Source organism: Rhizobium sp. SL42 (assembly GCF_021729845.1).
GTDB lineage: Bacteria > Pseudomonadota > Alphaproteobacteria > Rhizobiales > Rhizobiaceae > Allorhizobium.
In genome coordinates, this window is record NZ_CP063398.1 from 481,430 (window position 1) to 507,781 (window position 26,352).

24 protein-coding genes are annotated in these 26,352 nt (G+C 59.2%); 13 read left to right on the forward strand and 11 right to left on the reverse strand.

From position 1 onward, the window contains the following. Nucleotides 1-84: 84 nt before the first annotated feature. The 3 genes from IM739_RS21130 to IM739_RS21140 are packed head-to-tail and all read right to left on the reverse strand — an operon-like array spanning nucleotide 85 to nucleotide 4,491. On the reverse strand, nucleotides 85-3,294 hold the full coding sequence (locus tag IM739_RS21130; RefSeq protein ID WP_237371205.1) for an efflux RND transporter permease subunit: 3,210 nt from the start codon (nucleotides 3,292-3,294) through the stop codon (nucleotides 85-87). Further along, nucleotides 3,291-4,262, reverse strand: a complete 972-nt coding sequence (locus IM739_RS21135) for an efflux RND transporter periplasmic adaptor subunit (protein ID WP_237371206.1) — start codon at nucleotides 4,260-4,262, stop codon at nucleotides 3,291-3,293. Before IM739_RS21135 ends, IM739_RS21130 begins: the two co-directional genes overlap by 4 nt. Before the next feature lie 28 nt (nucleotides 4,263-4,290). Beyond that, a complete protein-coding gene (locus IM739_RS21140) occupies nucleotides 4,291-4,491 on the reverse strand; it encodes a YgaP family membrane protein (protein ID WP_237371207.1) in 201 nt (66 codons plus the stop codon). A 284-nt stretch (nucleotides 4,492-4,775) separates the two neighbouring features. On the opposite strand from IM739_RS21140, the gene IM739_RS21145 reads away from it, so the two are divergent. The 3 genes from IM739_RS21145 (at nucleotide 4,776) to IM739_RS21155 (ending at nucleotide 7,807) form a co-directional block, all read left to right on the forward strand. Then, nucleotides 4,776-6,218 (forward strand): ATPase domain-containing protein, encoded by a 1,443-nt coding sequence (locus IM739_RS21145; protein ID WP_237371208.1) that lies wholly within the window; start codon nucleotides 4,776-4,778, stop codon nucleotides 6,216-6,218. Next, nucleotides 6,215-7,264: a sensor histidine kinase gene (locus tag IM739_RS21150; protein ID WP_237371209.1), complete on the forward strand. Its 1,050-nt coding sequence runs from the start codon at nucleotides 6,215-6,217 to the stop codon at nucleotides 7,262-7,264. Before IM739_RS21145 ends, IM739_RS21150 begins: the two co-directional genes overlap by 4 nt. A gap of 123 nt (nucleotides 7,265-7,387) precedes the next feature. Next, entirely contained in the window at nucleotides 7,388-7,807 is a 420-nt protein-coding gene (locus IM739_RS21155) for a response regulator (RefSeq protein ID WP_442981167.1), read from the forward strand. A 44-nt stretch (nucleotides 7,808-7,851) separates the two neighbouring features. Here IM739_RS21155 and IM739_RS21160 read toward each other — a convergent pair whose 3' ends face one another. Next, nucleotides 7,852-8,664, reverse strand: coding sequence for a PfkB family carbohydrate kinase (locus IM739_RS21160; protein ID WP_237371210.1), 813 nt, complete (start codon nucleotides 8,662-8,664; stop codon nucleotides 7,852-7,854). An 81-nt stretch (nucleotides 8,665-8,745) separates the two neighbouring features. After that, the gene (locus IM739_RS21165; protein ID WP_237371211.1) at nucleotides 8,746-9,759 is read right to left on the reverse strand and encodes an SIS domain-containing protein; all 1,014 of its coding nucleotides are present in this window, start codon (nucleotides 9,757-9,759) and stop codon (nucleotides 8,746-8,748) included. Nucleotides 9,760-9,983: 224 nt separating this feature from the next. On the opposite strand from IM739_RS21165, the gene IM739_RS21170 reads away from it, so the two are divergent. Continuing rightward, the gene (locus IM739_RS21170; protein WP_237371212.1) at nucleotides 9,984-10,715 is read left to right on the forward strand and encodes a GntR family transcriptional regulator; all 732 of its coding nucleotides are present in this window, start codon (nucleotides 9,984-9,986) and stop codon (nucleotides 10,713-10,715) included. A 108-nt stretch (nucleotides 10,716-10,823) separates the two neighbouring features. On the opposite strand, the gene IM739_RS21175 is transcribed toward IM739_RS21170, so the two are convergent. From IM739_RS21175 to IM739_RS21190, 4 genes are all read right to left on the reverse strand, one after another. After that, complete coding sequence (locus tag IM739_RS21175; RefSeq protein ID WP_237371213.1) at nucleotides 10,824-11,795, reverse strand: amino acid ABC transporter permease; 972 nt, start codon at nucleotides 11,793-11,795, stop codon at nucleotides 10,824-10,826. A gap of 19 nt (nucleotides 11,796-11,814) precedes the next feature. Further along, nucleotides 11,815-13,095 (reverse strand): NAD(P)/FAD-dependent oxidoreductase, encoded by a 1,281-nt coding sequence (locus tag IM739_RS21180; RefSeq protein ID WP_237371214.1) that lies wholly within the window; start codon nucleotides 13,093-13,095, stop codon nucleotides 11,815-11,817. A gap of 55 nt (nucleotides 13,096-13,150) precedes the next feature. Further along, a complete protein-coding gene (locus IM739_RS21185; protein ID WP_237371215.1) occupies nucleotides 13,151-13,978 on the reverse strand; it encodes a transporter substrate-binding domain-containing protein in 828 nt (275 codons plus the stop codon). A 471-nt stretch (nucleotides 13,979-14,449) separates the two neighbouring features. Then, nucleotides 14,450-15,148 (reverse strand): FadR/GntR family transcriptional regulator, encoded by a 699-nt coding sequence (locus IM739_RS21190; protein ID WP_237371216.1) that lies wholly within the window; start codon nucleotides 15,146-15,148, stop codon nucleotides 14,450-14,452. Between the two features lie 157 nt (nucleotides 15,149-15,305). Between IM739_RS21190 and IM739_RS21195 the strand changes: the two genes are divergently transcribed. From IM739_RS21195 to hydA, 5 genes are all read left to right on the forward strand, one after another. Beyond that, complete coding sequence (locus IM739_RS21195; protein WP_237371217.1) at nucleotides 15,306-16,103, forward strand: ABC transporter substrate-binding protein; 798 nt, start codon at nucleotides 15,306-15,308, stop codon at nucleotides 16,101-16,103. Nucleotides 16,104-16,169: 66 nt separating this feature from the next. Continuing rightward, nucleotides 16,170-16,841: an amino acid ABC transporter permease gene (locus IM739_RS21200; RefSeq protein WP_237371218.1), complete on the forward strand. Its 672-nt coding sequence runs from the start codon at nucleotides 16,170-16,172 to the stop codon at nucleotides 16,839-16,841. Beyond that, nucleotides 16,841-17,590: an amino acid ABC transporter ATP-binding protein gene (locus IM739_RS21205; RefSeq protein WP_237371219.1), complete on the forward strand. Its 750-nt coding sequence runs from the start codon at nucleotides 16,841-16,843 to the stop codon at nucleotides 17,588-17,590. Before IM739_RS21200 ends, IM739_RS21205 begins: the two co-directional genes overlap by 1 nt. Before the next feature lie 30 nt (nucleotides 17,591-17,620). After that, on the forward strand, nucleotides 17,621-18,886 hold the full coding sequence (locus IM739_RS21210) for a cysteine desulfurase-like protein (RefSeq protein WP_237371220.1): 1,266 nt from the start codon (nucleotides 17,621-17,623) through the stop codon (nucleotides 18,884-18,886). 25 nt (nucleotides 18,887-18,911) lie between these two features. Then, entirely contained in the window at nucleotides 18,912-20,318 is a 1,407-nt protein-coding gene (gene hydA / locus IM739_RS21215; protein WP_237371221.1) for a dihydropyrimidinase, read from the forward strand. Between the two features lie 148 nt (nucleotides 20,319-20,466). Here hydA and IM739_RS21220 read toward each other — a convergent pair whose 3' ends face one another. After that, entirely contained in the window at nucleotides 20,467-20,619 is a 153-nt protein-coding gene (locus IM739_RS21220; protein ID WP_237371222.1) for a hypothetical protein, read from the reverse strand. Nucleotides 20,620-20,648: 29 nt separating this feature from the next. Between IM739_RS21220 and IM739_RS21225 the strand changes: the two genes are divergently transcribed. Then, the gene (locus tag IM739_RS21225; RefSeq protein ID WP_237371223.1) at nucleotides 20,649-21,113 is read left to right on the forward strand and encodes an MAPEG family protein; all 465 of its coding nucleotides are present in this window, start codon (nucleotides 20,649-20,651) and stop codon (nucleotides 21,111-21,113) included. Between the two features lie 221 nt (nucleotides 21,114-21,334). Here IM739_RS21225 and IM739_RS21230 read toward each other — a convergent pair whose 3' ends face one another. Next, a complete protein-coding gene (locus tag IM739_RS21230; RefSeq protein WP_237371224.1) occupies nucleotides 21,335-22,372 on the reverse strand; it encodes an AraC family transcriptional regulator in 1,038 nt (345 codons plus the stop codon). A gap of 122 nt (nucleotides 22,373-22,494) precedes the next feature. On the opposite strand from IM739_RS21230, the gene IM739_RS21235 reads away from it, so the two are divergent. The 3 genes from IM739_RS21235 to IM739_RS21245 all read left to right on the forward strand — a co-directional run bounded on the left by IM739_RS21235 (nucleotide 22,495) and on the right by IM739_RS21245 (nucleotide 26,168). After that, entirely contained in the window at nucleotides 22,495-23,937 is a 1,443-nt protein-coding gene (locus IM739_RS21235) for an APC family permease (protein ID WP_237371225.1), read from the forward strand. Further along, entirely contained in the window at nucleotides 23,934-24,107 is a 174-nt protein-coding gene (locus IM739_RS21240) for a hypothetical protein (protein ID WP_237371226.1), read from the forward strand. The genes IM739_RS21235 and IM739_RS21240 overlap by 4 nt, the downstream gene beginning before the upstream one ends. Nucleotides 24,108-24,176: 69 nt before the next feature. Continuing rightward, the gene (locus tag IM739_RS21245; RefSeq protein ID WP_237371227.1) at nucleotides 24,177-26,168 is read left to right on the forward strand and encodes a primary-amine oxidase; all 1,992 of its coding nucleotides are present in this window, start codon (nucleotides 24,177-24,179) and stop codon (nucleotides 26,166-26,168) included. The last annotated feature ends 184 nt before the right edge of the window (nucleotides 26,169-26,352 follow it).

Here is a 26,352-nt window from a genome sequence, read left to right on the forward strand (position 1 = left end):
TCCGATTTCAGATCATATCCGCCTGACGCCCGCGATCAACAATTCGCTGCTCTCAGACATCCGTGTTTTCTGATCATCGTTCCTTCACGTGCGCAGCACCCGGTAGATTGCCGGGATGACAAGCACGGTCAGCAAAGTCGACGATATAAGCCCGAACAACAGGGAGATGGCCAGACCCTGGAAAATAGGATCCGTCAGGATCACGGCGGCCCCGATGATGGCAGCGAGCGCCGTCAGAAGGATCGGTTTGAACCGGATTGCCCCCGCCTCGATCAGCACCTCGGTGAATGGCCGTCCGGCCTTTTCGGCATGACGGAGGAAGTCCACCAAGAGGATCGAATTGCGGACAATGATGCCGGCAAGTGCAATGAAACCGATCATCGATGTTGCCGAGAACGGCGCACCGAAAAGCCAGTGACCGCCCAGAATGCCGATGAAGGTCAAGGGCACCGGCGTGAGGATGACCAGTGGCAGCTTGAACGAGCCGAACTGCGCGACCACCAGGATATAGATGGCAAGCAGCGCGACCATGAAAGCGGCCCCCATGTCGCGGAACGTGACCCATGTCACCTCCCATTCGCCATCCCACAGCAAGGTCGTCTGCCTGTCGCTGTCGGGCTGTCCATGCAGGACGATGACCGGCTTGACCAGACCTGTCCAGTCCTGGGCGTCGATGGCCTGCTGTACTGCCAGCATTCCATAAAGCGGCGCCTCGAAAGAACCGGCGAGCTCCGCGGTGACCATTTCGGCGGCACGCCCATTGTGGCGGAAGATGGGATAGGATGTCTTTTCGTCGACGACCCGCACGACATCGCCAAGTTCAACCACATCTCGGTCGCCCGGCAAGACATTGCTCGGCAGCGGGGTTGCAAGGAAGCGCTCGTCGAGTGTCTTTTCGCCCTTGGCCCGCTCGATCTTGATTGGGAACGGTTGGCGCCCTTCGCCACGATGCGAATATCCAATCGTCTTGCCACCAGTCAGGATCGCGATCGTGTCGAAGACGTCTCCTTCCTCGACCCGAAAGAACTCTGCGTCGTCTGTCGAGACCACCAGCCGCTTGCGCGGTGCCTGGACGCCATAGGAATTGTCGACATCGACGATGAAGGGAACGCTGCGGAATGCGGCTTCCACCTTTTCCGCAACCTTGCGACGGGTGGCGGCATCAGGACCATAGATCTCGGCGAGCAGCGTCGCCATCACCGGCGGTCCCGGCGGTGGTTCCACGACCTTCAGGCTTGTGCCTTCTGGCACCTCCGCCTCGGCAAGCCGTTTGCGGATCTCGAGTGCAATCTGATGGCTCGTGCGCTGACGATCGGCCTTGCCGGCAAGATTGATAGCGACATCGCCCTGGTAGGACGCCGATCTCAGATAGGCGTGCCGCACCAGCCCGTTGAAATTGAAAGGTGCCGCGGTACCCGCATGGGTCTGCACTGATATCACCTCCGGCATGTCGAGCACGATAGCCGAGACCATCTGCGCCACGGAGTCGGTTGCCTCGACGGAGGAACCTTCCGGCAGATCGATCGTGACGGCCAGTTCCGACTTGTTGTCGAAGGGCAGAAGTTTGACGGTGACATGCTTGGTATAGAACAGCGTCAGTGAGCCCAGTGTCAGCATGCCGACGGCGAGAAGAAAGATCCAGCTGCGCGTCTTGGAGGCAAGGACCGGACGGGCGACCGCCGAATACAGCTTGCCAAGGCGCCCTCCCTGGTGGGTGTCCTGCGCATGAAGCGGCGCATTGCCGGCAATCTTCAGCATCAGCCATGGGGTGACCATGACTGCCACGAAGAACGAAAATATCATGGCAGCGGAGGCATTGGCCGGGATGGGGCTCATATATGGCCCCATCATTCCGGAGACGAACAGCATCGGTAGCAATGCGGCAACAACCGTGAGGGTCGCGACGATTGTCGGATTGCCCACCTCCGCGACCGCATCGATGGCTGCGTGGCGACGCGAGCGTCCGTCATCCATGGCCCAGTGCCGTGCGGTGTTCTCGATGACGACGATCGCATCGTCGACCAGAATTCCGATCGAGAAGATCAATGCAAACAACGACACCCGGTTGAGCGTGTAGCCCATCAGCCATGACGCAAACAATGTCAGGAGGATGGTCACCGGAATGACGATTGCCACCACCATGGCTTCGCGCCGGCCGATAGCCACCCAGACCAGTGCTATGATCGACAGAGTCGCCAGCCCCAGATGAAAGAGCAACTCATTTGCCTTTTCATTGGCCGTTTCGCCATAGTTGCGCGTCACCTCAACAGTCATGTCTGCGGGGATCAAACTGCCATGCAGGCTCTCAACCTGCTTGAGGATGCCCTCCGCCACGACAACGGCATTCGATCCGGCGCGTTTGGCGACTGCCAGCGTCACCGATGGCACACGTTCGATGCCCATATCAGTCCGGCGCACGGTCGAGACCAGCGCTTCCCGGGTGTCGGTGGCAAACTCAATGCGGGCAACATCACGGACATAAACGGGACGACCGTCGCGGGACGTGAGCAGGAGATTGCCGATCGCCACCGGCGACGATAGCGTTTCTCCAGCCATTACGTCGATCTGCCCGCCCTGGTCGCGGACCTCGCCGGCCGGCACTGCACTATTGGCGCCCTCCACCTTGCCAGCCAATTGCTGCAAGGTGATGCCATAGAGTGCCAGCTTTTCCGGCTGCGGTGAGATGCGGATGATTTCTCCGGTCTCGCCCACCAGATAGGTCAGGCCGACATCCTCAATCTTGGCGATTTCGGTCCGCAGTTCGCGCGCCACCCGGGTGAGATCGTTGGACGTGATCCTGCCAGCAGCTTCAGGCCTGGGCTGCAAGGTCAGGGCGACGATCGCCACATGGTCGATGCCGCGACCGACAATCGTCGGCTCCGGTATGCCGACCGGGATGCGATCCATATTGGCGCGCACCTTTTCATGGACGCGCAGTACGGCGGCATCCGAAGACGTGCCGACAACAAAACGGGCCGTCACCATGACGCGATTGTCCATCGACTGCGAATAGACATGATCGACGCCGTCGATGCTCTTGATGATAGTTTCCAGCGGCTCGGTCACCAGTTTGACGGAATCCTCCGCCTTGATACCTGCCGCCTGCACGATGATATCCACCATCGGCACGGAAATCTGCGGCTCCTCCTCGCGCGGAAGCGTCATCAAAGCAACGAGGCCCATGGCAAACGCCGCCGACAAAAAGAGCGGCGTCAGGGGCGATTGGATGAAGAAGCGCGTCAGATTGCCGGCAATGCCGAGTGCGCGCGCGTGGTTCTTTACATCCTGGGTCACGGGATCACCACGACATCGCCTGCGGACAGGCCGGAAAGGACCTCGACCTGCAACTCTCCATCGATGCGTCTGGCCTCGCCTGTCACGACGACGCGTTCGACAGGCTCTTTCGCTTGCATGACCGTGACGAAATCGAGCCCTGACCGTGTTTCCACGGCATTTGACGGCACCAACAGCGCAAGCCGCTCACCGACCGGCAACTCGACCAGAACCCGGGCGTTGACAAATTCCGTGCTGATATTCTTCACCTCGACATCGGCAATCACCCGTCCATTCTCGATCTGGGGATAGACCTTCGCCAGTCGGCCTTCGAGCAGTTCATCGCCGGCATCGATGCGGATGGCCGTCCCCAGCTTTAGAAAAGCCGCGTGGCGTTCAGGAATTGCGAGTTGCAGGAAAAACCCGCCGCCACCAATATTCACGATAACCTCGCCCGGAAGGACGACAGCGTCACGTGTGACCGGAACCTTGAGTACCCTGCCCGCGGTCGGCGCCAGAACATCGCCCTCTTGAGACTGCGCAACCGCTACCAGCCTCTGGGCTTGCGCCGCAGCGATCTGGTTGCGGATGACATCCACCTCGGTCCTCAACTGATCCAGACGTTGCGTCGTGGTTGCACCACTCTTGATCAACCTTTCGGCGCGCTCCACTTCCAGGAGCGCGTTGTTCAGCGACGCGTTCAGCCCGAGAAGTTGCGCCTCCACCGCGCGGATTTGGAAATTCAGCTTGTCGTCCTTGACGACTGCAACCACATCACCGGCCTTGACGAGATCACCTTCCGTCACCTTGAGTTCGGAGACGGTGCCGCCGATCCGGGCGCGCGCCAAGACGCTGTCACGCGCCTCGACCTGACCGTAGACAGCCTTCATCTCCGCGACAGGGGTCGGCCTCAGAAGCAGTTCTTCGGCATGGGCCGCACACGGCAGAAAACACAGGGCAAGAATGCCGGCAGGCAAGAGCCGCATCATGACGATCATCCCGTTGGAAAGCGTTGACTCAGAAAGCCGAACCGGATTTTAGGCCGATTTTCCTGAACAGCATTGCGGCAGGACAAAAGCCGGTGATCGAAGACTGAATTAAATTTGCGCCCACAAAAGCTGTGAGCCAGACAAAGCCGGGATGAACGAAATGACTTAGGGCCAACGAGACCAGCACCATGATGCCGGCAAATGCGAGAACGGCACGATCAACGGACACAACAAGCCTCCATGCTTTATTTATTCGTATCTACGTTTTTATGTATATATTATTTTTTATATGTCAATGCCTTGTCGAACCGCAACAATGGTTGGCGAAGCCCGGAGTACGAATGCCATCGGCGCGACGGATTGAACCGTCAACGTGTCGAAGATCTCACATGGCGCGCCTGAACCTTATTGATGTTTCGTTGCAGGCACATATATCCTCTCGCGCATCTCCGCTCGGGATGATGCGCCTCATCGACCATCAATATGCGAACAGCATTGTAGCGGAAGTCGAATATGCCCAAGAGAAAAAAGCTATCTGTTGTCAGCACGGGAATTGCAGGCTTGGACGAGATCCTGCGCGGCGGCCTGCCCGCATCGAACCTCTACATGCTTCAAGGTGCGCCAGGCTCAGGCAAGACGACGGCCGCGCTGCAGTTTCTGCGCGCAGGCGTAGAGGCCGGGGAAAGCTGCATCTATGTCACGCTGTCTCAAACGGCAGCAGAGCTCGAAGCCATTGCCGTGTCGCATGGCTGGACGCTTGATGGCATTCGCGTCGAGGAGCTGTCCACATCGGGAACCGTGAACGAGGCTGACGATCAGAGCATATTCCTGACCGCCGATCTGCGTCTGGATGAGACCCGAAAAGCAATCGAAGCAGCAATCGAAGAGCACAAGCCTCGCCGGTTGGTCTACGACTCGCTCCTCGAAATTCGCCTGATAACCGGCGATTCTCCCCGGTTTCGTCGCGAACTGATCGGCTTCAAGTCCTTCCTCGCGAAGCAGGACGTCGTTGCCTTGCTTCTGGACACGCAGTCTGCCGGCTATGACGGCAGCGGCGAAGAGGTTGAGGGCCTTGCCCATGGGGTCATCCGGTTCGACAAGTCGCTGGAGGAATATGGCGGCGTGAGACGCCGGATCGAAATCTCCAAGATGCGTGGCGTACCGGTCGCCGACGGCTATCACGACATGGCCATCCGGGAAGGCGAAGGGGTCGTGGTCTTCCCCCGCATCATGCCGAGCACGGCAGCCGAAACGGCCAAGCCGCAGTTGATCAAATCCGGCGTTGCAGCCCTCGACGACATGTTCGGCGGCGGCCAGGAAGCCGGAACGACAACATTGGTGATCGGACAATCCGGAACCGGCAAATCGACCATGTCATCCCTCTACGCGACCGCTGCGCTGGAGCGGGGAGAAAATGTCGCGCTGTTTCTGTTTGAGGAGCGACTGGAAACCTTCTTTAGACGCTCGGAGGGACTGGGCATGGAACTGCGGCAGTTCCACAAGGACGGCAGGCTGATCCTTCGCGACTTCAATCCGAACGAAATTTCGCCCGGCGAATTCGGACAGATCGTTCAAAATGCAGTAAATCAGGACAAGGCACGCGTGGTGGTCATCGACAGCCTCACCGGCTACCTGAACTCGTTGCCGCATCGCGAAAAGGCCGTGCGCGACATCCAGTCCCTCCTCAAGTATCTCGCCCGTTCGGGCGTCCTGACCATGCTGATCGTCGCCCAGCACGGACTGATCGGTCAGAATGTCGGCATAGATGTCGATGTCAGCTTCCTCGGCGACACAGTTCTCTTGCTGCGCATTGTCGAGCACGAGGGACGGCTGCGGCGCAACATTACCGTGGTCAAAAAGCGTCATGGACCCCACGATCTCAATGTCCAGGAACTGCTGATCGAAAGTGGTCTCGTCAGCGTCGTTGCCTACAACCCTCTCCCGGATCCGAAATGAATGCCCGTGCGATAGAAAGCGAACTGGATTGGGTGCTTGTCCTTGCGCCCTTTCGCAAGGACGCCGACTACGTCGCAGCGTTTCTCCGTGAGCAGAAAGTCGGGGTCAAGACGGCCAAGGCAGGCGACGACCTGATCCCACACCTTGCCCTGTCACCGGGCCTCATTGCCATCACCCATGAGGCCCTCAACCCTGAGGTCGTGGCCCGGATTGCCGAACATCTGGCAGTGCAGCCTGACTGGTCCGAAGTGCCGATCATTATCCTGCTGGAGCGTGCCGCGCCCATTGGCAAAATTCGCGATCAACTTGAGCGGGCTTGGCCCGGTTCACGGCTGCTGTTCCACACGCGCCCGATCAGCCCCCTGGAACTGGTGAATGCCGTTCATTCAAATCTGCTGGTGCGGCTGCGCCAGCGCCAGGTTCGTGATTCCATCGAACGGGAAAGAGAGTTGCGACTGGAACTGAACCACCGGGTGAAGAACATCCTCGCCAGCGTGACCTCGATCTTCCAGATGACCCGCCGCGGCGCTGATACGGTCGAGAACCTGGCGAACGACTTCACGGGGCGCCTGCAAGCACTTTCCAACGTCCATTCTGCCGTATTTGAGGCAGGCGGGGAGGATGTCTCGCTTTCGGAGGTCGTTCAGCTGACCATTTCGCCCTACAACCACAATGGCGCCAGCCGTATCAAGGCGAACGGTCCCGAAATCACGGTCAGCAGGGAGGCAGGAACCACGATCGCGCTGTGTCTGCATGAACTCATAACAAACGCGATCAAATATGGCGCCTTGTCCGTCCATGACGGCACCGTGGACGTTTCATGGTCGATCATTCGACAGGATCGGGCCGATTTTACGTTGAACTGGATAGAATCCGGCGGGCCGACGGTGCGTGAGCCTTCACGCCAAGGCTATGGCACCCGTTATGTTCGCGCGGCATTGGGCTCGCTTTTCGGCACCCCTCCAGACATCACCTTTGCACCAGACGGTTTCCGCTGCAGCGCGCAAGCACCGCTCTCGCGGATCACGCCGCAACGACAGCAATAGGGCCATCACCCCGCAGATCTAGCTTCGTCACAACGATGGATCGGGGCATGTCTTTGAAGCGACGTCAAAATAGTGGCTCCGGATGGATCAATGCAGGTGCAAGCGCGTTACCATCGTTACTCCATGTCGCTAATAAAACATGCCTGCAGCGCAAAGGGAAATGTCGTGAAGTTGACGCGTAACGGAACAACGGTTCTGGTTGTTGAAGATGAAGCCCTGCTGCGCATGGATATCGTCATGTCGCTGGAGAGCCAGGGGTTTACTGTGCACGAGGCATCGAATGCTGATGAGGCCATCGAAATCCTGGACAGCCATCCCGATATTGCCGTGATGTTCACCGATATCGACATGCCGGGCAGCATGGACGGCCTGAAGCTTGCAATCGCCGTACGCGACCGTTGGCCGCCGATCAAAATCATCGTCACATCAGGTCACAGCAATCTCAGCGACAACCTTTTGCCTGTCGAGGGGCGATTCTTCAGCAAGCCGTATGATCACGCGCGCGTGGCAAGCACGATGCTGGAGATGGTCGCCGCCGGCTGAGCCAGCATAGAGCCTTTCCGGGTTCGATCGGCTCGCCCTCCGCACTATTCATCAAAAGCGGCCTGCGGGAACCCTCCAACGTGCGTACAGGTCGATGCGGCCGCGTCGCGTCCCGCCTGCAGGCACTGCGACAGCGGCAGGCCGCCGATCCGGGCGGAAAGGAAGCCCGCAATGAAACTGTCCCCGGCGCCGGTGGTGTCGACAACATCGACCGAGCGAATGTCCGTTTCCTCACGCGTCGTACCATCGCTGGCGACAGCCCCTTTGGGACCACGGGTGACGACTGCAAGCGCGGCGCCACCGTCGAGCAGATCCAGCAACATGCGATCAAGCGCCTCGTCGTCGCTTCCGACGGAGCCAAATGCGACCGCGAGGCCTGCAACCGCGAGATTGCTGGCATCCGCATTGACCGAAATGTCCTGCGAAACGCTGACGCCGGCAGTTGTGAGCGCACGGCGCAAGGCACCGCCATCATCCATCCAGCCGATATGCACATGATCCATCGTCATGAGCACATCGAGATCGTCGGCCGTGGGCCGATAACCGGCACAAACACCGAAATCCTCGAATACAAAGATGCGTTCGCCGGAGGCAAGAACCTTGATATCGGTATAGGCGGTGACGCCTGGCCGCTCATGCAGATGATCGACGTTGACGCCATTCTCGCGCACGAGCGCGCGTGTCCGGCGGCCATCAGCATCGGGACCAACCGCGCCGAAGTAATAGGAGACATGCCCCAGCCGTGCCAGTTGCACCGCCACGTTGACGGCATTGCCGCCGACCAGAGACTGGGACAGCGGAGGCTGGAAACGGTCGATGCAATTGTCGCCGACTGCCGCGAAGCGAAGTGTCTTCATGTTCATCTCACATCTCTACGATAAAGCCGCCAAGGTGACAAAGCATCCTGGCGGCTTCTGCAGATGGGATCGGTCTCTGGCTCAGTAGGCCACGCGCTTGTAATAGCGGCGGGTGGTCAGCGGGTGGTTGCGCAAGACCTCCAGGTGGGCGCTGATGCGTTCGAGAACGGTTGCCAGCACGATCGGTGAGACCAGCGCACGAACCTCTTTCGAGATACCCGGAAGTTCGAACGCCGCCGTGTCTAGGACCGTGAGCTTGCTGGTGTAGTTCGGCGCAAAATTCTCGACGCGTTCGGCCAGTGGCCTCAGTGCGTCCTCGCCCTTGAACAGGATGAGGCTCACGTCCTTGTCAATCAGTTCAAGCGTGCCATGAAAAAAGTCCGACGCATGAACGGGACGGGTGCGGATCCACTGCATCTCCTCGAGAATGCACATGCCGTAGTAGAATGCCTCGGGCCAGACATTCCCGGCTCCGGTGACGATGTGATACTCGGTGCTGGCGAAGGTGCGCGCATAGCCTTCGGCCTGCGGCTCGAAGGCGCGCTTCACCTCCAGCAACAATTCAGGCATCCGCGCCAACTCACCGGTGATCTCTTCGTAGTTTGCGATCTCGCCGCGATGGCGCATGACCGAGAGAGCTATGAACAGCGACTGCAGATAAAAGGATTCGCAGGAGGTATCATCCTCCGCAAAGTTGACGAACACGTGGTCGCCGCCCTTGCCAAGTGGGGTGTCGACATGGCCGACCAGCGTGATCACGGTCGCACCGATTTCCTGCAGGCGCTCCAGCAGCGCCACACTTTCCTTTGTCGTTCCCGACAAGGAGGGCATGACGACAATCGACTTCGAGGTCAATTGTGCCGAGCCCGTGAGGACCAATTCCGCCGGCATGTCGATGATCGCCGGGAAACGGGAATTGCGTTGCAGCAGTTGCATGGCCGGCTGCATGAGAATTGCCGCACCGCCTGTGCCGAGAAAGAAAATGTTTTCGGCGCCAGCAGCCAGACAATCCGAAATCACGGCGTCGAGGCGCTCGCGCAACGCCACTGCCCCGCCCTGAATACGAAGGAATCTCTTTTCGTCAAAGTTCAGCATGTTGCGCCTCTCCTGTGAATGACCCATTCGGCGACCTTCCGATCAGCCACAATGTTGTAAGACAACTGACATCTGCAATTTACGGAGTCAAGGCATTGCAGTTGAAAATCGACGACCGTCATCACGCTTGCCTGTCGATGGATCGCGCCGATTGGACCATGACTTGACCTACCCGACTTTGTCAGACAAGAACGGGGACAATTCCGCAAACCAGGAGGTCAGCCTTGGACGAGCCCCTTCGCGACACCCGCACATTGGCGATTCAGTTGCGCGATCGGCTGGCCGAACTCATTCGTGAGCAGGAGTTGCGTCCAGGCGACAAAATGCCAACCGAGGCGCAGTTGACCGAGCGCTTCAGGATTTCCCGTCCGGCATTGCGCGAAGCGTTGAAGCTTCTTGAGCAGGACGACATCATCTACGTTGAACACGGCCGCGGTCGCTTTGTCTCGGCGATGTCGGCCGTCCAGGTCGACCGGCCGATTACCGTGTTCGAAAGCGTCACCGATATGGCGCAGCACTACGGCTACAAGCCGATCAACAAGGTACTCTCGATCGCGGAAGAGCCGGCCCCAGAGATCGTTGCCGAAAAGCTCCTGATAGAACCGGGCGCGCGGGTGATCGGCATCGAGCGTCTGCGCCTGCAGGGGGACGAGCCCATCCTCTACTGCATCGACTACGTGCCGCGCTCCATCATCCCCGCCAAGCTCTATGACATCGACTGGAGCGGATCATTGCTCAACCTGCTTGAACGGTATCGTAACCGGCCCCGCATGTCGGCGGCGAGCGTTTCTGCGGTCATGCTGCCGGAAGACATTGTTCAGCGGCACGACCTGCGCGATTTCGGCCCGGCATTGCTGATTACCGAGACCTGTTTCAACGCCGCCGGCCTGCCGGTCAACTACGCCATCGACTACCATCGCGGCAGCCACTTCACCTTCAGCCTGGTGCGCAAGTAGCTGAGAGCATCCCCGGCCAATGCATCAATTGACTGAGGAACGAAACCCGGCCCGCGACCTGCCTTGCAAACTCATTGTGTGCGTCGCTGGCTCTCTGCGATCGACACCTCAGCGGACATCGAACCTGCCGAACCTCTCCTCGATCCGAGACTGAAGGTATTCCAGGCAGATCGACAGTATCCAGTAGATCATCGAAGCGGTGATCAACATTTCGATATGCCTGAATTCAGTCTGACCCTGGGTGCGTGCGAGATACATGATTTCCCAAACACCGACCACCGAGACGAGGGACGAATCCTTCAACATGGCAATGAACTGGTTGCCTGTAGGCGGCACGATCACCCGCATTGCCTGCGGTAGGATAACCAGCGCCATGGTCTGGTTGGGACTGAGGCCGAGCGCCGTCGCTCCCTCGCTCTGGCCGCGCGAAATACTCTCGATACCGGCACGGAAGATCTCCGTCATATAGGCACCGTAGCATAGCGACAGCGCGAGAATGCCGGCTGGCACGGCACCGATGACATACCCCACCTGCGGCAAACCGAGATAGATGATGTAGATCTGCATCAGCAGCGGAAGGCCACGGAACAGGGAGGTGTAAAACGTGGCAAGCCCATAGATGACGCCGTTGCGCGACAGTTTGGCGATGGCACCCGCAAGAGCAATCGCCGTGGCGAGGAGGATCGACACGGCTGATATGAAGAGCGTGGTGGTGACCCCCTGGGTGACCAGGAAACCGATCTTCTTGGCGATGAAGGCGAAGGAAAGATCGAATGAGTAGAAAAACAGCATCAGGAGGATGAAAAGCTCCACCCACACGCCGATGATCTGCTGGGTTCGGCTGAGCTGGCGCAGCGCCTTCCAGTTCGCCGCGGCGATCAGCGAAAGCAGGATGGCCGACACCAGCCGCCCTGCCGCAGGATTGGCAGCCAGCCAGTCCGCGCTACCCGGCACCGCAAGACTGATCCAGGTCGAACTGATGCCGAGTCCATAGAGCGCGAGCACCACGATGGACAGGATCAACAGCCCTCCCAAGCGGCGGGACAAATCCGGATAGGTGAGTATCAGTCGACCGATCATCTTTTCAGCCTTTCCGCCGTCAGGCTGCGCGCTCGCGCCACCAGTCCTGCGTCTGGAGTTTCCAATAGGTGAGTTGCGCCACGGCAAGGCCCGCAAGCCCGCCTGCCCAGACAAGGCCGAACGGCCGGAACAGCGTGTAGCGGTCGCTTTGGCCGAGAATGCCTTCGGCCACAACCTTGCCACCAATCGCGGTGGTGTTGAGCCCATGCCCGCCAAAGGCGGTGCAATGCCAGACGCCGGGCTCAAGTTTGCCGATCTGTGGCATGAGGTGCCGGGCGTAGGACATCAGGCCCGACCACGCGATTTCAGTCTTCAACCCCTCGAGTTGCGGATAGGTGCCGGTCATCTCGCGCCGCAATTCCTCCACCAGTCCGGCAGTGTTTGCAGCCCGCGTGGTAATGCGGCCACCCCAGAGGAGCCGCCGACCGTCATCGACGAGTCGATAGTAGTCGCCGGCACGGCGATTGTCGCCGATGCCGTCCGTGGTCGCGATGGCGGATGCGATCAGATCGGGTGCCGCCTCGCTGACCATCACATAGGTCGCGATCGGCAGGAATGCCCGCTTCAAACGGGCATCGAGGTTGCCGGTATATCCGCCGGTGGTAAAGACGACATTTTTCGACCGCACCTGGCCTTGCGTTGTCCAGACCAACTTCTCCGGCTGGGCCAGATCGGTCCGGACAGCCGGCGAACCTTCGTAGATTGCCCCGCCAAGTCTCTCGATCTCCAATGCAAGCCCGCGCAGATAGTTCAACGGATGGATATGAAAGGCCCGCGAGTCTCTCAGCGCATGAAAATACCGCTCCGATTTCAGAACATTGCGGACCGCAGCCGTATCGAGATAGTCGAGTTGGTAGCCATAGTCCCTGCTCGCGATCTCGGCATAGGATTGCAGCCCTCGGCCGTCATCGTAGCGCATCACACTGGTGACACCATCGATCGGATTTACGCCGGCGACTTTCAGCTCGGCAATCGTGGACCGAACGAAATCCACTCCTTCGATCGACATTTGATGAAGTTTTTTCGCCGTGCTGGTTCCGGCCACGCGGGCGATATCATCGCCTCCGGTCGAATAGCCCGGACTGACAAAACCGCCATTGCGTCCGGACGCCCCAAATCCCACGGATTTCGCTTCGAGCACCACAACTGACTGGCCGCCGCGCGCCAGCTGCAACGCCGTGGTCAATCCGGCCAGACCGCCTCCGATGATCACAGTGTCGCAGTCGATATGGGCCGAAAGAACTGGACGACTCCGATCTTCAGTCATCGTCCGCGAATAGTAGGTATCGGGATAGGTCATTTTAATCGCCATTTTTTGAGAAGCGTGCGGACCTTCGCCCGCACGCCCGGACATGTCAGTCGGTGCTGTAGTCCTTGCCGTACCACTTGGTGGTCAACGCGCCGAGCGTGCCGTCCTTCTTCATCTCTTCCAGGATTCCACCGATCTTGGCCGTCCATTCCGGATCAACCTTTTCGGCGATGACGACAAGCGGTTCGCGAAAGGCATATTCGCCTTCCAGGATGCGCAACGGATAGCCGTTCTTGATCGCGTTCAAGGCCGTCTGCTCAGGCGCGATCACCGCGTCGAGACGCACGCCTGCGCCTAGTCGCAAATCATCAAACGGCAGCATGGAATCGGCAAATGTACGTACTTCACCCGGCTCCAGCTTGTATTCGATCGGCGGCAGGCCGGGCGCATCGATTTCAAGCTTGCGGTTGACGAAGTCTTCCGAGGTCGTTGCAGTCTCGACGCCGATGACCTTGCCCTTCAGATCCTCCACCGACTTGGCGGTGCTGTCCTTGTGCAGGACATAGACATAGGGGCTGTAGTAATAGATCCCGGCAAAATCGATGACCTGCGAGCGTGCCTTGGTCGGGGTGACCGAGCCGACGCCGACATCGTAGCGCCCCTGCCAGCGGCCACCGGTCAGGGTTGCCCATTCCGGGGTCTCAAAGCTGACTTCGACGCCCAGTCGCTTGGCGATTTCCTTTGACACATCAATGTCGAAACCGACCATTTCATTGCTGTCATCGAGATAGCTCTGCGGCGGCCAGCCACTGTTGGTGGCGACCACCATCGCCTTTTTCTCCATCACGCGATCAAGCGTCGCGCCGGCATGCACCCCTGTCGCGATGGTAAGAGCTGCAACACCGACGGCCAGGCTGGTCATGAGTCTTTTCATTCGTTCCTCCTGTTGAGCAGTCAGACTGCAGTTCCCGTATATGTAAGATGTCTGACAATGGCAGTTGATGCCATGGACAAACCCGTGTCAATTCGTCCCTGACTGAAACTTGCATGAAAAAAACTGATACATCGATGCCAATCCGTAATGGGCCAGACTTCGGCATTTTGGACCGGCTTCGGTGACCGGTTGCCGGAAAACTCGCTGCTGCCTATCCACGACAGAGCCGAATGACTTCCGGCAACGGTCCCGACGCCACACCTGTCCCAGCAGACTGTGACGGTGATGTTGTCAGTCAACTCTCGCGGCCAAACCTCATGCCGCGACCGAAAACCGCCATCGCTCCGCGTCTGCCAGTTGAGGCCGGTCGTCACGGGCACTGTCGGAACCGAGGCCCTCGGCCACAAGTGTGAATGGGAAAGCCACCTATGCCTGGCGCGTCCCCCAGACCTTGCAACACAAAGCCACCCGCTATGGGGAGAGCCCCGCACAGCGCGCCGTATTGCGGATGTGATTTTCCATCTCCAGACGGGCCGACTGGCCGTCATTTGCCCTTAGCGCCGCGATAATCTTGCGATGCTCCGCGATCGACTCGCGCATGCGTTCCGGATCCGTGATCGGAATAGGCTGACGCTGTGTTTCGGTTACCTGGTCCCGCACCGTTTGATAGAGCGCCTTCAACATCGCATTGGAGCAGGCTGAAACGATTGTCCCATGAAAGTCGAGATCGGCTTCGACATTGGCGAGCAGGTCCTGTTTCGCCCAGCATTCCTCCATGGTCTGCGTCGCTCGCTCCATCTTCTCCAACTGCAGTTGCGTCAACCGCCCCGCGGCAAGCCTCGCGATTTCGCCTTCCATCAAAATTCGGGTCTGGAATACATCGAAGACTGAATAGCTATCGGAGTAACGCCAGGGCGCCATGTGTCCACCCAGGCTTCTTGCCCCTTCTGCGGCGGCAGTCACGAAGGTACCGCGACCGGCCTCGGTCTTCAGAAGCCCCAGCGTTTCCAGCGTCAGCAGCGCCTCCCGCAGGGACGCGCGGCTGATGCCGAATTTGAGCGCGAACTCCCGCTGGGACGGAATTTTCTCGCCCGGCTTCAAGGTGCCCGCCTGGATCATGGTCTGGATCTCTCGCGCAACAGATTGCGGAACAAGCGTTTTGTTGAACATGCGACCCCTTCTCCGGCTCAGGCCTTGCGGCGCTGCCAATCTATTTTTTCACAGGCCGTCTTGCCAAGCCGAAAGCGGCATGCTTTTTTGGTCCTACTGGTCTGACCAGTTAGACCAATGTAGATTGAGTTATGTTCAAATAACAAGGGGAACCCTCATGACACGCGTTTCAAACTTCAACGTCTCGTTTCTGTCCGGCCTGTTGGCCGTATTTGGCGTAACGGGTGTTCAGGCCGCAGACCTTACCGTCGGCGCCAACATCGGCAATGTGCCGTGGGAATTCGAAGATGCCAGCGGCAAGGTCACCGGCTTCGAGGTCGATCTCGTCAATGAAATTGCCAAACGTCTTGGAAAATCGGTCGAATTCGTCAACACGCCGTTCAACGGCCTCTTTCCGGCAGTCCAGTCCGGACGCATCAACATGGCGATCTCCTCCATCACCATCACGGACAAGCGTCTCGAATCCGTCACCTTCGCACAGCCCTATTATGACAGCGACCAGTCGCTGACGGTCACGGCAGCCTCCGGTATCGAGGGTCTGAAGGGCATGGCAGACAAGGTCGTCGGCGTTGACACCGGGTCGACCGGCGACATGTGGGCGGAAGCAAACAAGGCCGAGTACAAGCTCGGAGAAATCCGCCGCTTCGAGGGCCTGCAGCCCGCCATGCTTGATCTCGTCGCAGGTCGTGTCGATGGCTACATCTCCGATATCCCGGCCCTTCTTTACTACGTCAAGGACAAGCCGGAGCTGAAAGTCGTCGAACGCATTCCGACCGGCGAGAAGTACTCGATCATGTTCAACAAGGACGATCCGTTGGCGGCCGAAGTCAATGCCGTGATCACAACGCTCAAGGGCGAGGGCTTCATCGCAAAGCTGCACGAAACCTGGTTCGGCGCCAAGGCAGAGGACACGACCTCGACGGTCACGGTTCTCGACATGCCCAAGGGCAAATAAGGCTTGAATTGCACCCGGTGGGACGGAAGAGCCGTTCCACCGGGCTGCCAAAGGAGCCGATGCGGCATGACACTTATCAATACTTTCTTCAATCTGCAGGTGATGATCGACAGCCTGCCGCAGCTTCTCTGGGGGCTGGTCGTGACATTGCAGATCGGTGTGACCAGCATTCTGTGCGGACTGGCCGGCGGCCTGTTCTTGGCCGTCACACGCCTCTACGCCCCAGCTTTCGTCACCGTGCTGATCCGCGCCTATATCGACATCTTCCGCTCGATCCCGTTGCTCGTGCTGCTGATCATCGTTTACTACGCATTGCCGTTCGTCGGGATCCGTCTGTCCCCCTTCCTTTCAGCTGTGACCGCACTCTCGCTGGTATCAGCCGCCTACACCGCAGAGATCTTCCGGGCCGGCATCGAGGCGATCCCGCATGGCCAGTTCGAGGCGTCTGCTGCGCTTGGCCTATCCAATCGCCACACAATGATCGACGTGATCCTGCCGCAGGCGATCCGCATCGTCATCCCGCCGCTGACCAACAATTGCATCAACGTGATGAAGGATACGGCGCTCGCATCCGTAGTCGCCATGCCCGATCTGTTGAAGCAGGCGACACAAGCTCAGGCTCTCGCTGCCAATCCGACGCCGCTGATCGGTGCCGCACTCATCTACATTGCACTTCTGTGGCCGATGGTAGCTGTCGTCGCTCGCCTTGAGAAACACTACAGCCGGGGCAGACGCTGATGAACACCCCAACGACACCCCTCATCTCGATCAAGGGCCTCACCAAGGCCTATGGCACCTTCACCGTCCTGCATGGCATAGATCTCGATATTTCAGAAGGGGAGGTCGTTTGCGTGATCGGACCCTCTGGCTCGGGAAAATCGACGCTGATCCGCTGCATCAACCATCTGGAAGCCTTTGCGCCAGAGAGCCGCATCACGGTAGACGGCATCCGCGTCGAGCCGGGCCCTGCACTCGCCAAGGTGCGCGCCGAGGTTGGCATGGTTTTCCAGTCCTTCAATCTCTTCCCGCACATGACCGTGTTGAAGAACGTCATGCTGGCACCAATGCGGGTGCGAGGCACGCCACCGGCGGAAGCCGAGCGAAAGGCGCGCGAACTGCTCGCCCGCGTCGGCATCTCCGAACAGGCAGAGAAGTTTCCCGGCCAGCTTTCCGGTGGCCAGCAACAACGCGTTGCGATCGCACGGGCGCTCGCGATGGAGCCCCGCGTGCTGCTCTTCGACGAGCCGACGTCCTCGCTCGATCCTGAAATGGTTGGCGAAGTGCTCGACGTCATGCGCAAGCTTGCAGGCTCCGGCGTCACGATGATCGTCGTCACCCATGAAATGGGCTTTGCCCGCCAGGTTGCCGATCGGGTGATCTTCATGGACAGCGGCCGCCTTGTCGAGGCCGGAACGCCAGAAGCGATCTTTGACAATCCCAAAGAGGAACGGACGCGCAGCTTCCTGCGCGCGGTCCTCAACCACTGAACAAAAATACAGCATTGGAGGACAACAAGGATGGCCACCACTTCGCCGCTCAATCTTGAATTCGTACGCAGCCAGTTTCCTGGCCTCGATCGCGGCTGGACCTTTTTCGACAATGCCGGCGGATCGCAAATTCTCAAGGGCGCCGTCGAACGCATCAATACCTTTCTGATCGAAAAGAATGTCCAGATCGGCGGCACCTACGAGGTGTCTCAGGCAGCCGCCGATGCCCTTTACGAGGCCCGCACCGCTGCCATGCATCTCGTCAATGCCGGCCGGCCCGAGGAGATTGTCTTTGGCAATTCGACCACCGCGCTGTTGCAGAACCTGGCCCGCGCCATGCGCAGCCAGCTGGCGCCAGGCGACGAGATCATCGTCACCGTTGCCGATCACGAATCCAATATCGGCCCCTGGGACCGGCTGCAGGAGCGCGGCGTCATTTTCAAGGTCTGGCCGCTGAACAGGGAAACGCTGACGCTCGATCTGGCAGACCTCGCACCCCTGATGAGCGAGCGCACCAAACTGGTCTGCGTTACCCATTGCTCGAACCTGCTCGGCTCGATCAATCCGATCCGTGAAATCGCGGATTTCGTTCACGCTCGCGGCGCAAGGATCTGCGTCGATGCCGTGGCCTATGCCCCGCACCGCGCTGTCGACGTTCAGGCCTTCGACGTCGACTACTATGTCTTCAGCCTCTACAAGACTTATGGTCCGCACTATGCGCTGATGTACGGGAAATACGACCTGCTTCTGGAGCTCGATCCGCTCTACCACTACTTCTATGGAAGGGAAAAAGTTCCGGGCAAGCTGGAGCCGGGCAATCCGAATTACGAACTGGCTTACTCGACCTGCGGCATCGTCGACTATCTCGTGGCCTTAGGCGAACAGGCGGGTGAAAAGGGAACGATCCGGCAAAAGATCGAGGCGGCATTTGTCGCGATTGCCGAGCAGGAAAATGCGTTGACGGAGCGGTTGCTCGACTATCTGCGGTCGCGCAACGACTGCCAGATCATCGGCCAGTCGATCAACCGGGACGGCAACCGCGTACCGACAATCGCGTTCCGCTTCGACGGCCGCGAGGCCGCAGACCTCTGCAAGGCAATGGATGCCGACAGGATCGCCATGCGCTTCGGCGATTTCCATTCCCGCCGGCTGGCGGAATATCTCGGCTTGACCGACCAGGGCGGCATGCTGCGCGTATCGATGGTGCACTACAACACGATCGAGGAAGTGGATCGCTTCATTGCGGCGCTCGACCGTATCCTGGCCGGAGAGGCCGGGCTTGCCAGGGCGAGCTGAACAACAGCAGGAAAGGAGACGGGCGATGCGCTTCGATACGGTGATCCGGCATGGAACGGTGGTAACGGCAAGCGACACATTCCTCGCCGATGTCGGCATAAAGGATGGAAGGATCGCGGCACTCGCGCTGGGCCTGACGGACGCGGACGAAGTCATCGACGCCACGGGTCTGTTCGTGATGCCGGGTGGCATTGACAGCCACGTGCATCTCGACCAGCCCTCGGGAGACGGGATCGTCATGGCCGACGATTTCGACAGCGGCACGCGCTCGGCGGCGATCGGAGGCAACAGCACGGTTCTCGCCTTCTGCATGCAGGAGAAGGGACAGTCGCTACGTGAGGCCCTGAAAGTCTATCACGCCAAGGCGGACGGCAAATGCCATGTCGACGTGTCGTTCCATCTTGTCATCACCGATCCGACAGCCGAAGTGCTCGGACAGGAACTGCCCGCTTTGGTCGAGGACGGCTACACCTCGCTGAAGATCTTCATGACCTATGAGGGGCTCCGCCTGCGTGATGACGAGATCCTCTCAACCCTCGACGCAGCAAGACGCACCGGCGCGCTGGTGATGGTCCATTGCGAGAACGAGGATGCGATCCGCTACCTGATCGGACGTCATGAGGAGAACGGAAAGTTCGCGCCGAAATTCCATGCCACGACGCGTCCCGTTGCTGCCGAACGGGAAGCGACGCACCGGGCGCTGTCTCTCGCGGAGATCGTCGATGTGCCGATCGTCATCGTGCATGTCTCCAACCGCGAAGCGATGGAGGAAATCCGGCGCGCTCGTGAACGCGGACAGAAGATCGCCGGCGAAACGTGTCCACAATACCTGATGCTGACTGCCGACGATCTCGACCAGGATGCGCTGGAAGGCGCAAAATATGTCTGCTCGCCTCCCCCACGCGACAAGGCAAGCCAGGACGCCTGTTGGCAAGGCCTTGAACAGGGTGTCTTCGACCTGTTCTCGTCCGACCATTGCCCCTTTCGCTTCGACGATCCGCAGGGAAAGCTGAACGAGAAGGGCAAGCGCCATTTCCGCTGGATACCAAACGGCATTCCGGGTGTTGCCACCCGCCTGCCGATCCTGTTTTCCGAAGGTGTCATGAAGGGGCGTCTCGACATCAATCGGTTTGTCGCCCTGACATCGACCAATCATGCCAAACTTTACGGCCTTTATCCCAGGAAAGGCACGATTGTGATCGGGGCTGACGCCGACATTGCACTCTGGGACCCGAACATAAGCGTCACATTGACAAACGAGATGCTCAAACACGGCGCAGACTACACGCCCTATGAGGGTCTCGACATCCGTGGCTGGCCTGTTCGCCTCCTCTTGCGCGGGAAAACCATCGTCAATGACGGAAGAACAGTAGGGGACGCCGATCGGCGAGGATCATACCTAGCACGACAGCGCTCATCGATGGTTCAATGATCTTATGTCAACGCTGTGCTGCACGCCTCGGCATCGATCAGACGCCGGGACTATCGAGACCTTGTATTTGTTGAGGAGCGTGGCCGCTATTTCGCCACGGCTCGTATGGCCGCATTCAATCAGATCGACCGCTCAGCTCACGAGGCGCTTACGTCTGCCGCGCTATCGCACCCAGAGCTTCGCCACCGCCTTGAAGCACGAGCGCTTCCGGCGCCGCCCGTTTATCAACATAGTGCATGTTGAATAGCAGTTCGAAATTCATAAGATACTTGGAGACACAGTAGAAATATAGCCAACTCATTCAGAAAAATTGTTCCTGGGGGATTTCAGATGGACCATTTGAGCCTGAGCAACCCTGTATTTTCAGCCTATTCTATCGCGGCTACATTGATGATCCTGAAAGGGGTTGCAATGTCTTGGCTTACGGTAATCCGCATGACGGCTGAAAATGGCGGCTTTCGAAATCCGGAGGACTTGAAAAAGACTCTGGTCAACCCGAGACCGAACGATGCGCAACTGGCTCCCAATGATCGGGTTGAACGCATCCGCCGCATTCAGCTCAATGATCTCGAAAATTTGCCTTACTTCCTGGTGTCCGGCCTACTTTACGTAACGACAGCGCCGTCAACGTTCCTCGCACAGTTCCTTTTCTACGCTTATGTCGTCACCCGCATGCTGCACTTCCTTGCCTACTACACCGCCCAGATTCATGACATCCGCGCGGCACTGTGGACGCCTGGCTCTCTGATTATCATCTATATGGCGGCAAGCACGTTCTGGAGCGCCGTCTGGTAGGCAAGCAGTTCGGCATGGCGTGTGCGGCACAACAAAGCGGGCGAAGCATATTTCTTGCCCCTGGGCGCGACGCATATTCAGCATCAACCGCGTTCCATGTTCGAATTTCAGCCCAATGAGACGCTGCTCGTTGCTGCGCACGGTAACTGCCACAAGGTTGCGCCTCCGCTGGCTTGTGGCCGCAGCAATCGCCGGACATGGCCACCTTCGGGTGAACAGTTTCAACGCGTGTTTCCATCCGCCGAAGAACCGGCCGATTGTGCCCATCCCCGCTGCGCTCGCCAGAGGACCGTAGAATCGGCATAGCCGAGCACTTCGGCGATCCGGGATTTCTGGATATGAGCCGCGAGCTGTGTGGAGGCGATGGTCTGGCGGTAGCTCCGCACGAGGTCACGCAAGGACGTGTCTTCGTCCGCAAGCCGCCGCTGCAAGGTCCGCACCGAGACGTTCAGCTCAGCAGCGATGGCCGGTAGCGTGATCGGCTTGTGGCCAAGATAAATGCCGATCAGCGAGCGCACCTTTTCCGTCACCGTATCCGGTGTAACGGCCTTGCCGGCAAGTTCGGAGACATGGCGCTGCAGCACCGATGCAAGAGCGGCATCCTCATGGCGATAGACCCGGGCAGCATCGGCACCTGAAACGATAATGCGGTTGGCTGATTCCCCGAATTTGAGCGGCGCGCGCAAAAGGCGTTCAAGCATCGTGCGGTCGCGCGGTGCGACATGCTCGAAATGTACCTCGATCGGCCGCCACCCCTTGGCAAAGCAACTGCGCACCAGCTGACAGGATGCGGCGATGGTGAACTCGCTGTCTTGCCGGCGCGGCCACATGCCGGCGTCCTCAAGTCGGTAGCTCCAGACAAGATTGCCGTCTTCCTCGAACACGCCCGAACTGGTCGCGCTCTGCACCGTATTGACGTATTTCGCCAGCCGCTCGAAGCCCGCGCGGATGGTCGGCGAGATCGAAAACAGGATGCCGATCGGCCCGATGTCGCTCGGCTTGAACAATGTACCCATGCGTGCGCCGAGCGTCGGCTCGTTTGCAATCAGGGCGGCATCCTCGAAGATCGCCACATAGCGCGCCATCGGCACCATCGCATACGGATCATCGAGCTGGGACCTCACAATGCCGTGCGCGGCAAGCAGGAGATCGGTTTTTCCCGAACGTTTGTCGATTTGTTGCACCAATGGCGCAAGCACTGAGGCGCGAATGGATGCAATTGCAGGCATGGTGCTGATCATTTGCGGTGCAGATGCCATGTTTAGCGCCCTTAACCATCGCCCTGGCGTGAATTATCGATTCATTGGCATGAATTGCAATTTCGGGGCCAAAGTGTCGCGCCTACCCTCTTGATGAAAATCAAAACATAAGAGGGGTTCCCATGACACTGGATACAAGTATGGCCGGTCCGACGGACAGGCTGGCGAAGAATTCCGTCGGCCTTGCCCATATCGTCTTTTTTGTCGTCGCCGCCGCGGCACCGCTGACTGCCGTGGTCGGCGCTTCACCTGCAGCCTTCGCCTTCGGCAATGGCGCAGGCGTTCCTGGCGCATTTGTGCTCGCGGGTCTGCTCTATCTGCTGTTTTCCGTCGGCTTTACCGCCATGAGCCGTCACGTCGGCGGTGCCGGCGCCTTTTACACCTACATCACCCACGGTATCGGAAAGCCAGCAGGCGTGGGTGGTGCATTGATGGCGCTTGTCACCTACTCGGCCGTGCAGATCGCCGTCTACGGCCTATTCGGCGTGTTCATGGCCGGCGCAATTGCGCCACTCGGCCTTGACCTGCCATGGTGGGCCTGGGCCTTTGCCGCCCTGATCGTGGTGCTGGTTTGCGGCCAGCGCAACATCGCCTTTTCCGGCGCCATTCTCGGCATCTGCATGATTGCCGAAATCGCGATCCTTTTGTTGCTCGATCTCGGCATCCTCTTTGCCGGCGGAGGACCGGAAGGCTTCAGCTTGTCGTCATTTTCGCCTGCTGCAGTATTTGCTCCGGGTCTCGGCGTGGCGCTGGTCTTCGTCGTCGGTTCGTTCATCGGCTTCGAGGCCACGGCCATTTTCGGCGAAGAAGCGGAAAATCCGGAAAAGACCATCCCGCGTGCAACCTATGTCGCCGTGCTGCTGATCACGCTGTTTTATGCCTTCTCCACCTGGGCGATCACCCAGTTCTATGGCCCAGGCAAAGTCCAGGAAACGGCCGCTGCGGGTCTGGAAAGCTTCTATTTCGTTGCTTCCGACGCAGTGCTGGGCGCCTGGGCGAGCCAGGTCATGAACATCCTGCTGATCACGAGCCTGTTTGCCTGCATTCTTTCCTTCCACAATACCCTGAACCGCTATTTCTTTGCATTGGGCCGCGAGGGCCTCGCCTTCAAGGCCTTGGGCAAGGTTCATCCGCTGCATGGCTCGCCCTATGTCGCCGGTCTCGTCCAGAGCGCTATTGCAACCGTTGTGCTGGTTCTTTTCATCCTCGCCGGTGCCGACCCCTATACGGTCGTCTTCTCCTGGATGTCGGCGCTCGCCGTCATTGGCATCCTCGCCGTACAGGCACTGGTCTCGGTCGCCATCATCATGTTCTTCCGCAAGACACCGACCGGCCATGGTGTCTGGACCACTACGATTGCACCCAGTCTCGGCCTTGCTGGCCTTGTCGGCTCGCTGTTCCTGGTGATTTCCAACCTGTCGCTGCTTTCCGGCAGCGAGAGCCTGATCGTCAAATCCTTTCCTTATCTGATCGCGCTCACCGGTCTCGTCGGCGCGGCTTTCGCGATGCAGATCAAGAAGGCCAGGCCCGCCCTTTATGCCTCGCTCGGAAAGGTGTTCGAATGACCGCGTTCGTCAGCCTCAATCCGGGTGATCGCCTGCTGGTGCTCTCCCTGACCATGCTCACCGCAATGACCCTGGTGCTTGCCACAGACGCCCATGTCTTCTGCCAACTCTTCTGCATCCATGGCGAGACCATGGTGAGCGAGATCTGCATCCGCGCCACCGGCCAGTAGACCTCTTGCCAAAACAGGCACCGCCTTCTCGGCGGTGCCACCCAACTCTCCCAGAATGAGGTCAAAACCATGGACGCCGTTGTCGTCAAAACCCATCCGCTCGACCCATTGAGCCTCACGGAAATCGGCACTGCCGTTGCCATCCTCAAGCGGGATAAGGCACTTGCCGCAACAATCCGCTTTCCGATCATTCGGCTCGAGGAGCCCACCAAGGCGGACATGGCGGCCTTCCGCAAAGGCCTGCCTCTTGCCCGTCTCGCCTTCCTATTGGCGCTCGACATCAGCAATGGTGAAACCTTCGAGGCCATCGTCGATCTCACCAGCGCATCCGTGACGGCCTTCACCCGCCTGCCGCTCGACCAGATGCCTTATGGCCAGCCGCCGGTGATGTTGTGCGAGTTCGAAACCGTCGAGGCGACCGTCAAGTCTGACCCGCGCTGGATCGCCGCCGTCAAGAAACGCGGCATCACTGACGAGGACATTCCTCTCGTCCAGATCGATCCGTTTTCGTCGGGTTACTTCGGTCTTGAGTTCGAAAAGGGGCAGCGCATCGTCCGCGCCGTGTCCTATTGGCGCGAAGACGTGCGCGACAATGCCTATGCCCATCCGATCGAGGGCGTGGTCGCGGTCGTCGATCTGGTCAAGAACGAGGTTGTCGATCTCGTCGATGACGAAAAGATCATCCCCGTGCCGAAGAAGAAGCGCAATTACGGCCAGGAGACCTTTCCACAGACGCGTGAGGGTGTGAAGCCGCTGGACATCGTCCAGCCGGAGGGTCCGAGCTTCACCGTCGACGGCTGGAAGGTCGAATGGCAGAACTGGTCGTTCCGAGTTGGCTTCACGCCGCGCGAAGGCCTGGTGCTGCATGAGTTGGGAATAAAGGACAACGGCAAGCACCGCCCTGTCATCTTCCGCGCTTCGGTCACCGAAATGGTGGTGCCCTATGCAGATCCGACCGCCAACCACTTCTGGAAAAGCGCTTTCGACGCTGGCGAATATGGTCTCGGACGTCTGGCCAATTGCCTGGAACTCGGCTGCGACTGCCTCGGCCATATCCACTATTTCGATGTGCCTTCCGCCGACGATTTCGGTCAGCCGACTGTGATGAAGAACGCCATCTGCATGCACGAGGAGGACTACGGCATCCTCTGGAAGCACTATGAATTCCGCAACGGTATCTTCGAGGTGCGCCGCTCGCGCCGGCTGGTCATTTCCTTCTTCGCCACCGTCGGCAACTACGACTACGGCTTCTACTGGTATCTCTACCAGGACGGCACGATCCAGCTCGAGGCCAAGCTCACCGGCATCATCCAGACGGCCGCCGTCGCTCCGGGCGAGACCTATCCGTGGGGTGGCATGGTTGATGACAATCTCGGCGGACCGACCCACCAGCATTTCTTCAATGCCCGCCTGCACATGGATGTCGATGGCGGCGGCAATACCGTGACCGAGCACGAATTCGTGCCGCGCCCCTGGGGTGACGACAACCCCTATGGCAATGTCTTTGACACCAGGACCAGGGTGCTGAAGCGCGAACTGGATTCACCCGCAATCGCCAGCGGCGAAACGGGCCGTTACTGGAAGGTGCAGAACACCAACGTCCAGAATTCGGTCGGCAAGGCGCCGGGTTACAAGATGGTGGTCATGCCGAGCCCGCTGATGCTGGCGCAGGATGGCTCCACCGTTGCTCAGCGTGGCGGTTTCGCCAAGAAGCATATCTGGGTCACGGCTTTTGATCCCGCGGAGAAATATGCAAGCGGAGACTACCCGAATGTGCATGCCGGCGGTGACGGCCTGCCGAAATATGTCCAGCAGAACCGTGAGATCGAGAATGCAGACGTGGTGCTCTGGCATTCCTTTGGCCATACCCATGTCTGCAAGCCAGAGGATTTCCCGATCATGCCGGTCGAATATGCAGGCTTTACCCTGAAGCCAAACGGCTTTTTTGCCGCCAACATCGCCATGGATCTGCCACCGGGCAAGAATGCCGGGAGCAAGGACAATCGCGAGGCGGATTGCTTCGGCACAAAAGACGAGAAAAGAAGCAGCTGTTGCCATTGAAGGGGCGAAGCCGGATCAGTCAATCGGCCATATAGGGAAAATGCGTGCCGCGGCGATGGTGCCGCGGCAGCTCCCGCAGGCCGTTCTTTCTGATCGCGTTACAGACGCCTGACATCAATAAGCATCTCGCGAGGATGTGCTCCCTTGCCTTACTGCCTGCGCCACATCGAGGCCGAGCCGGGAA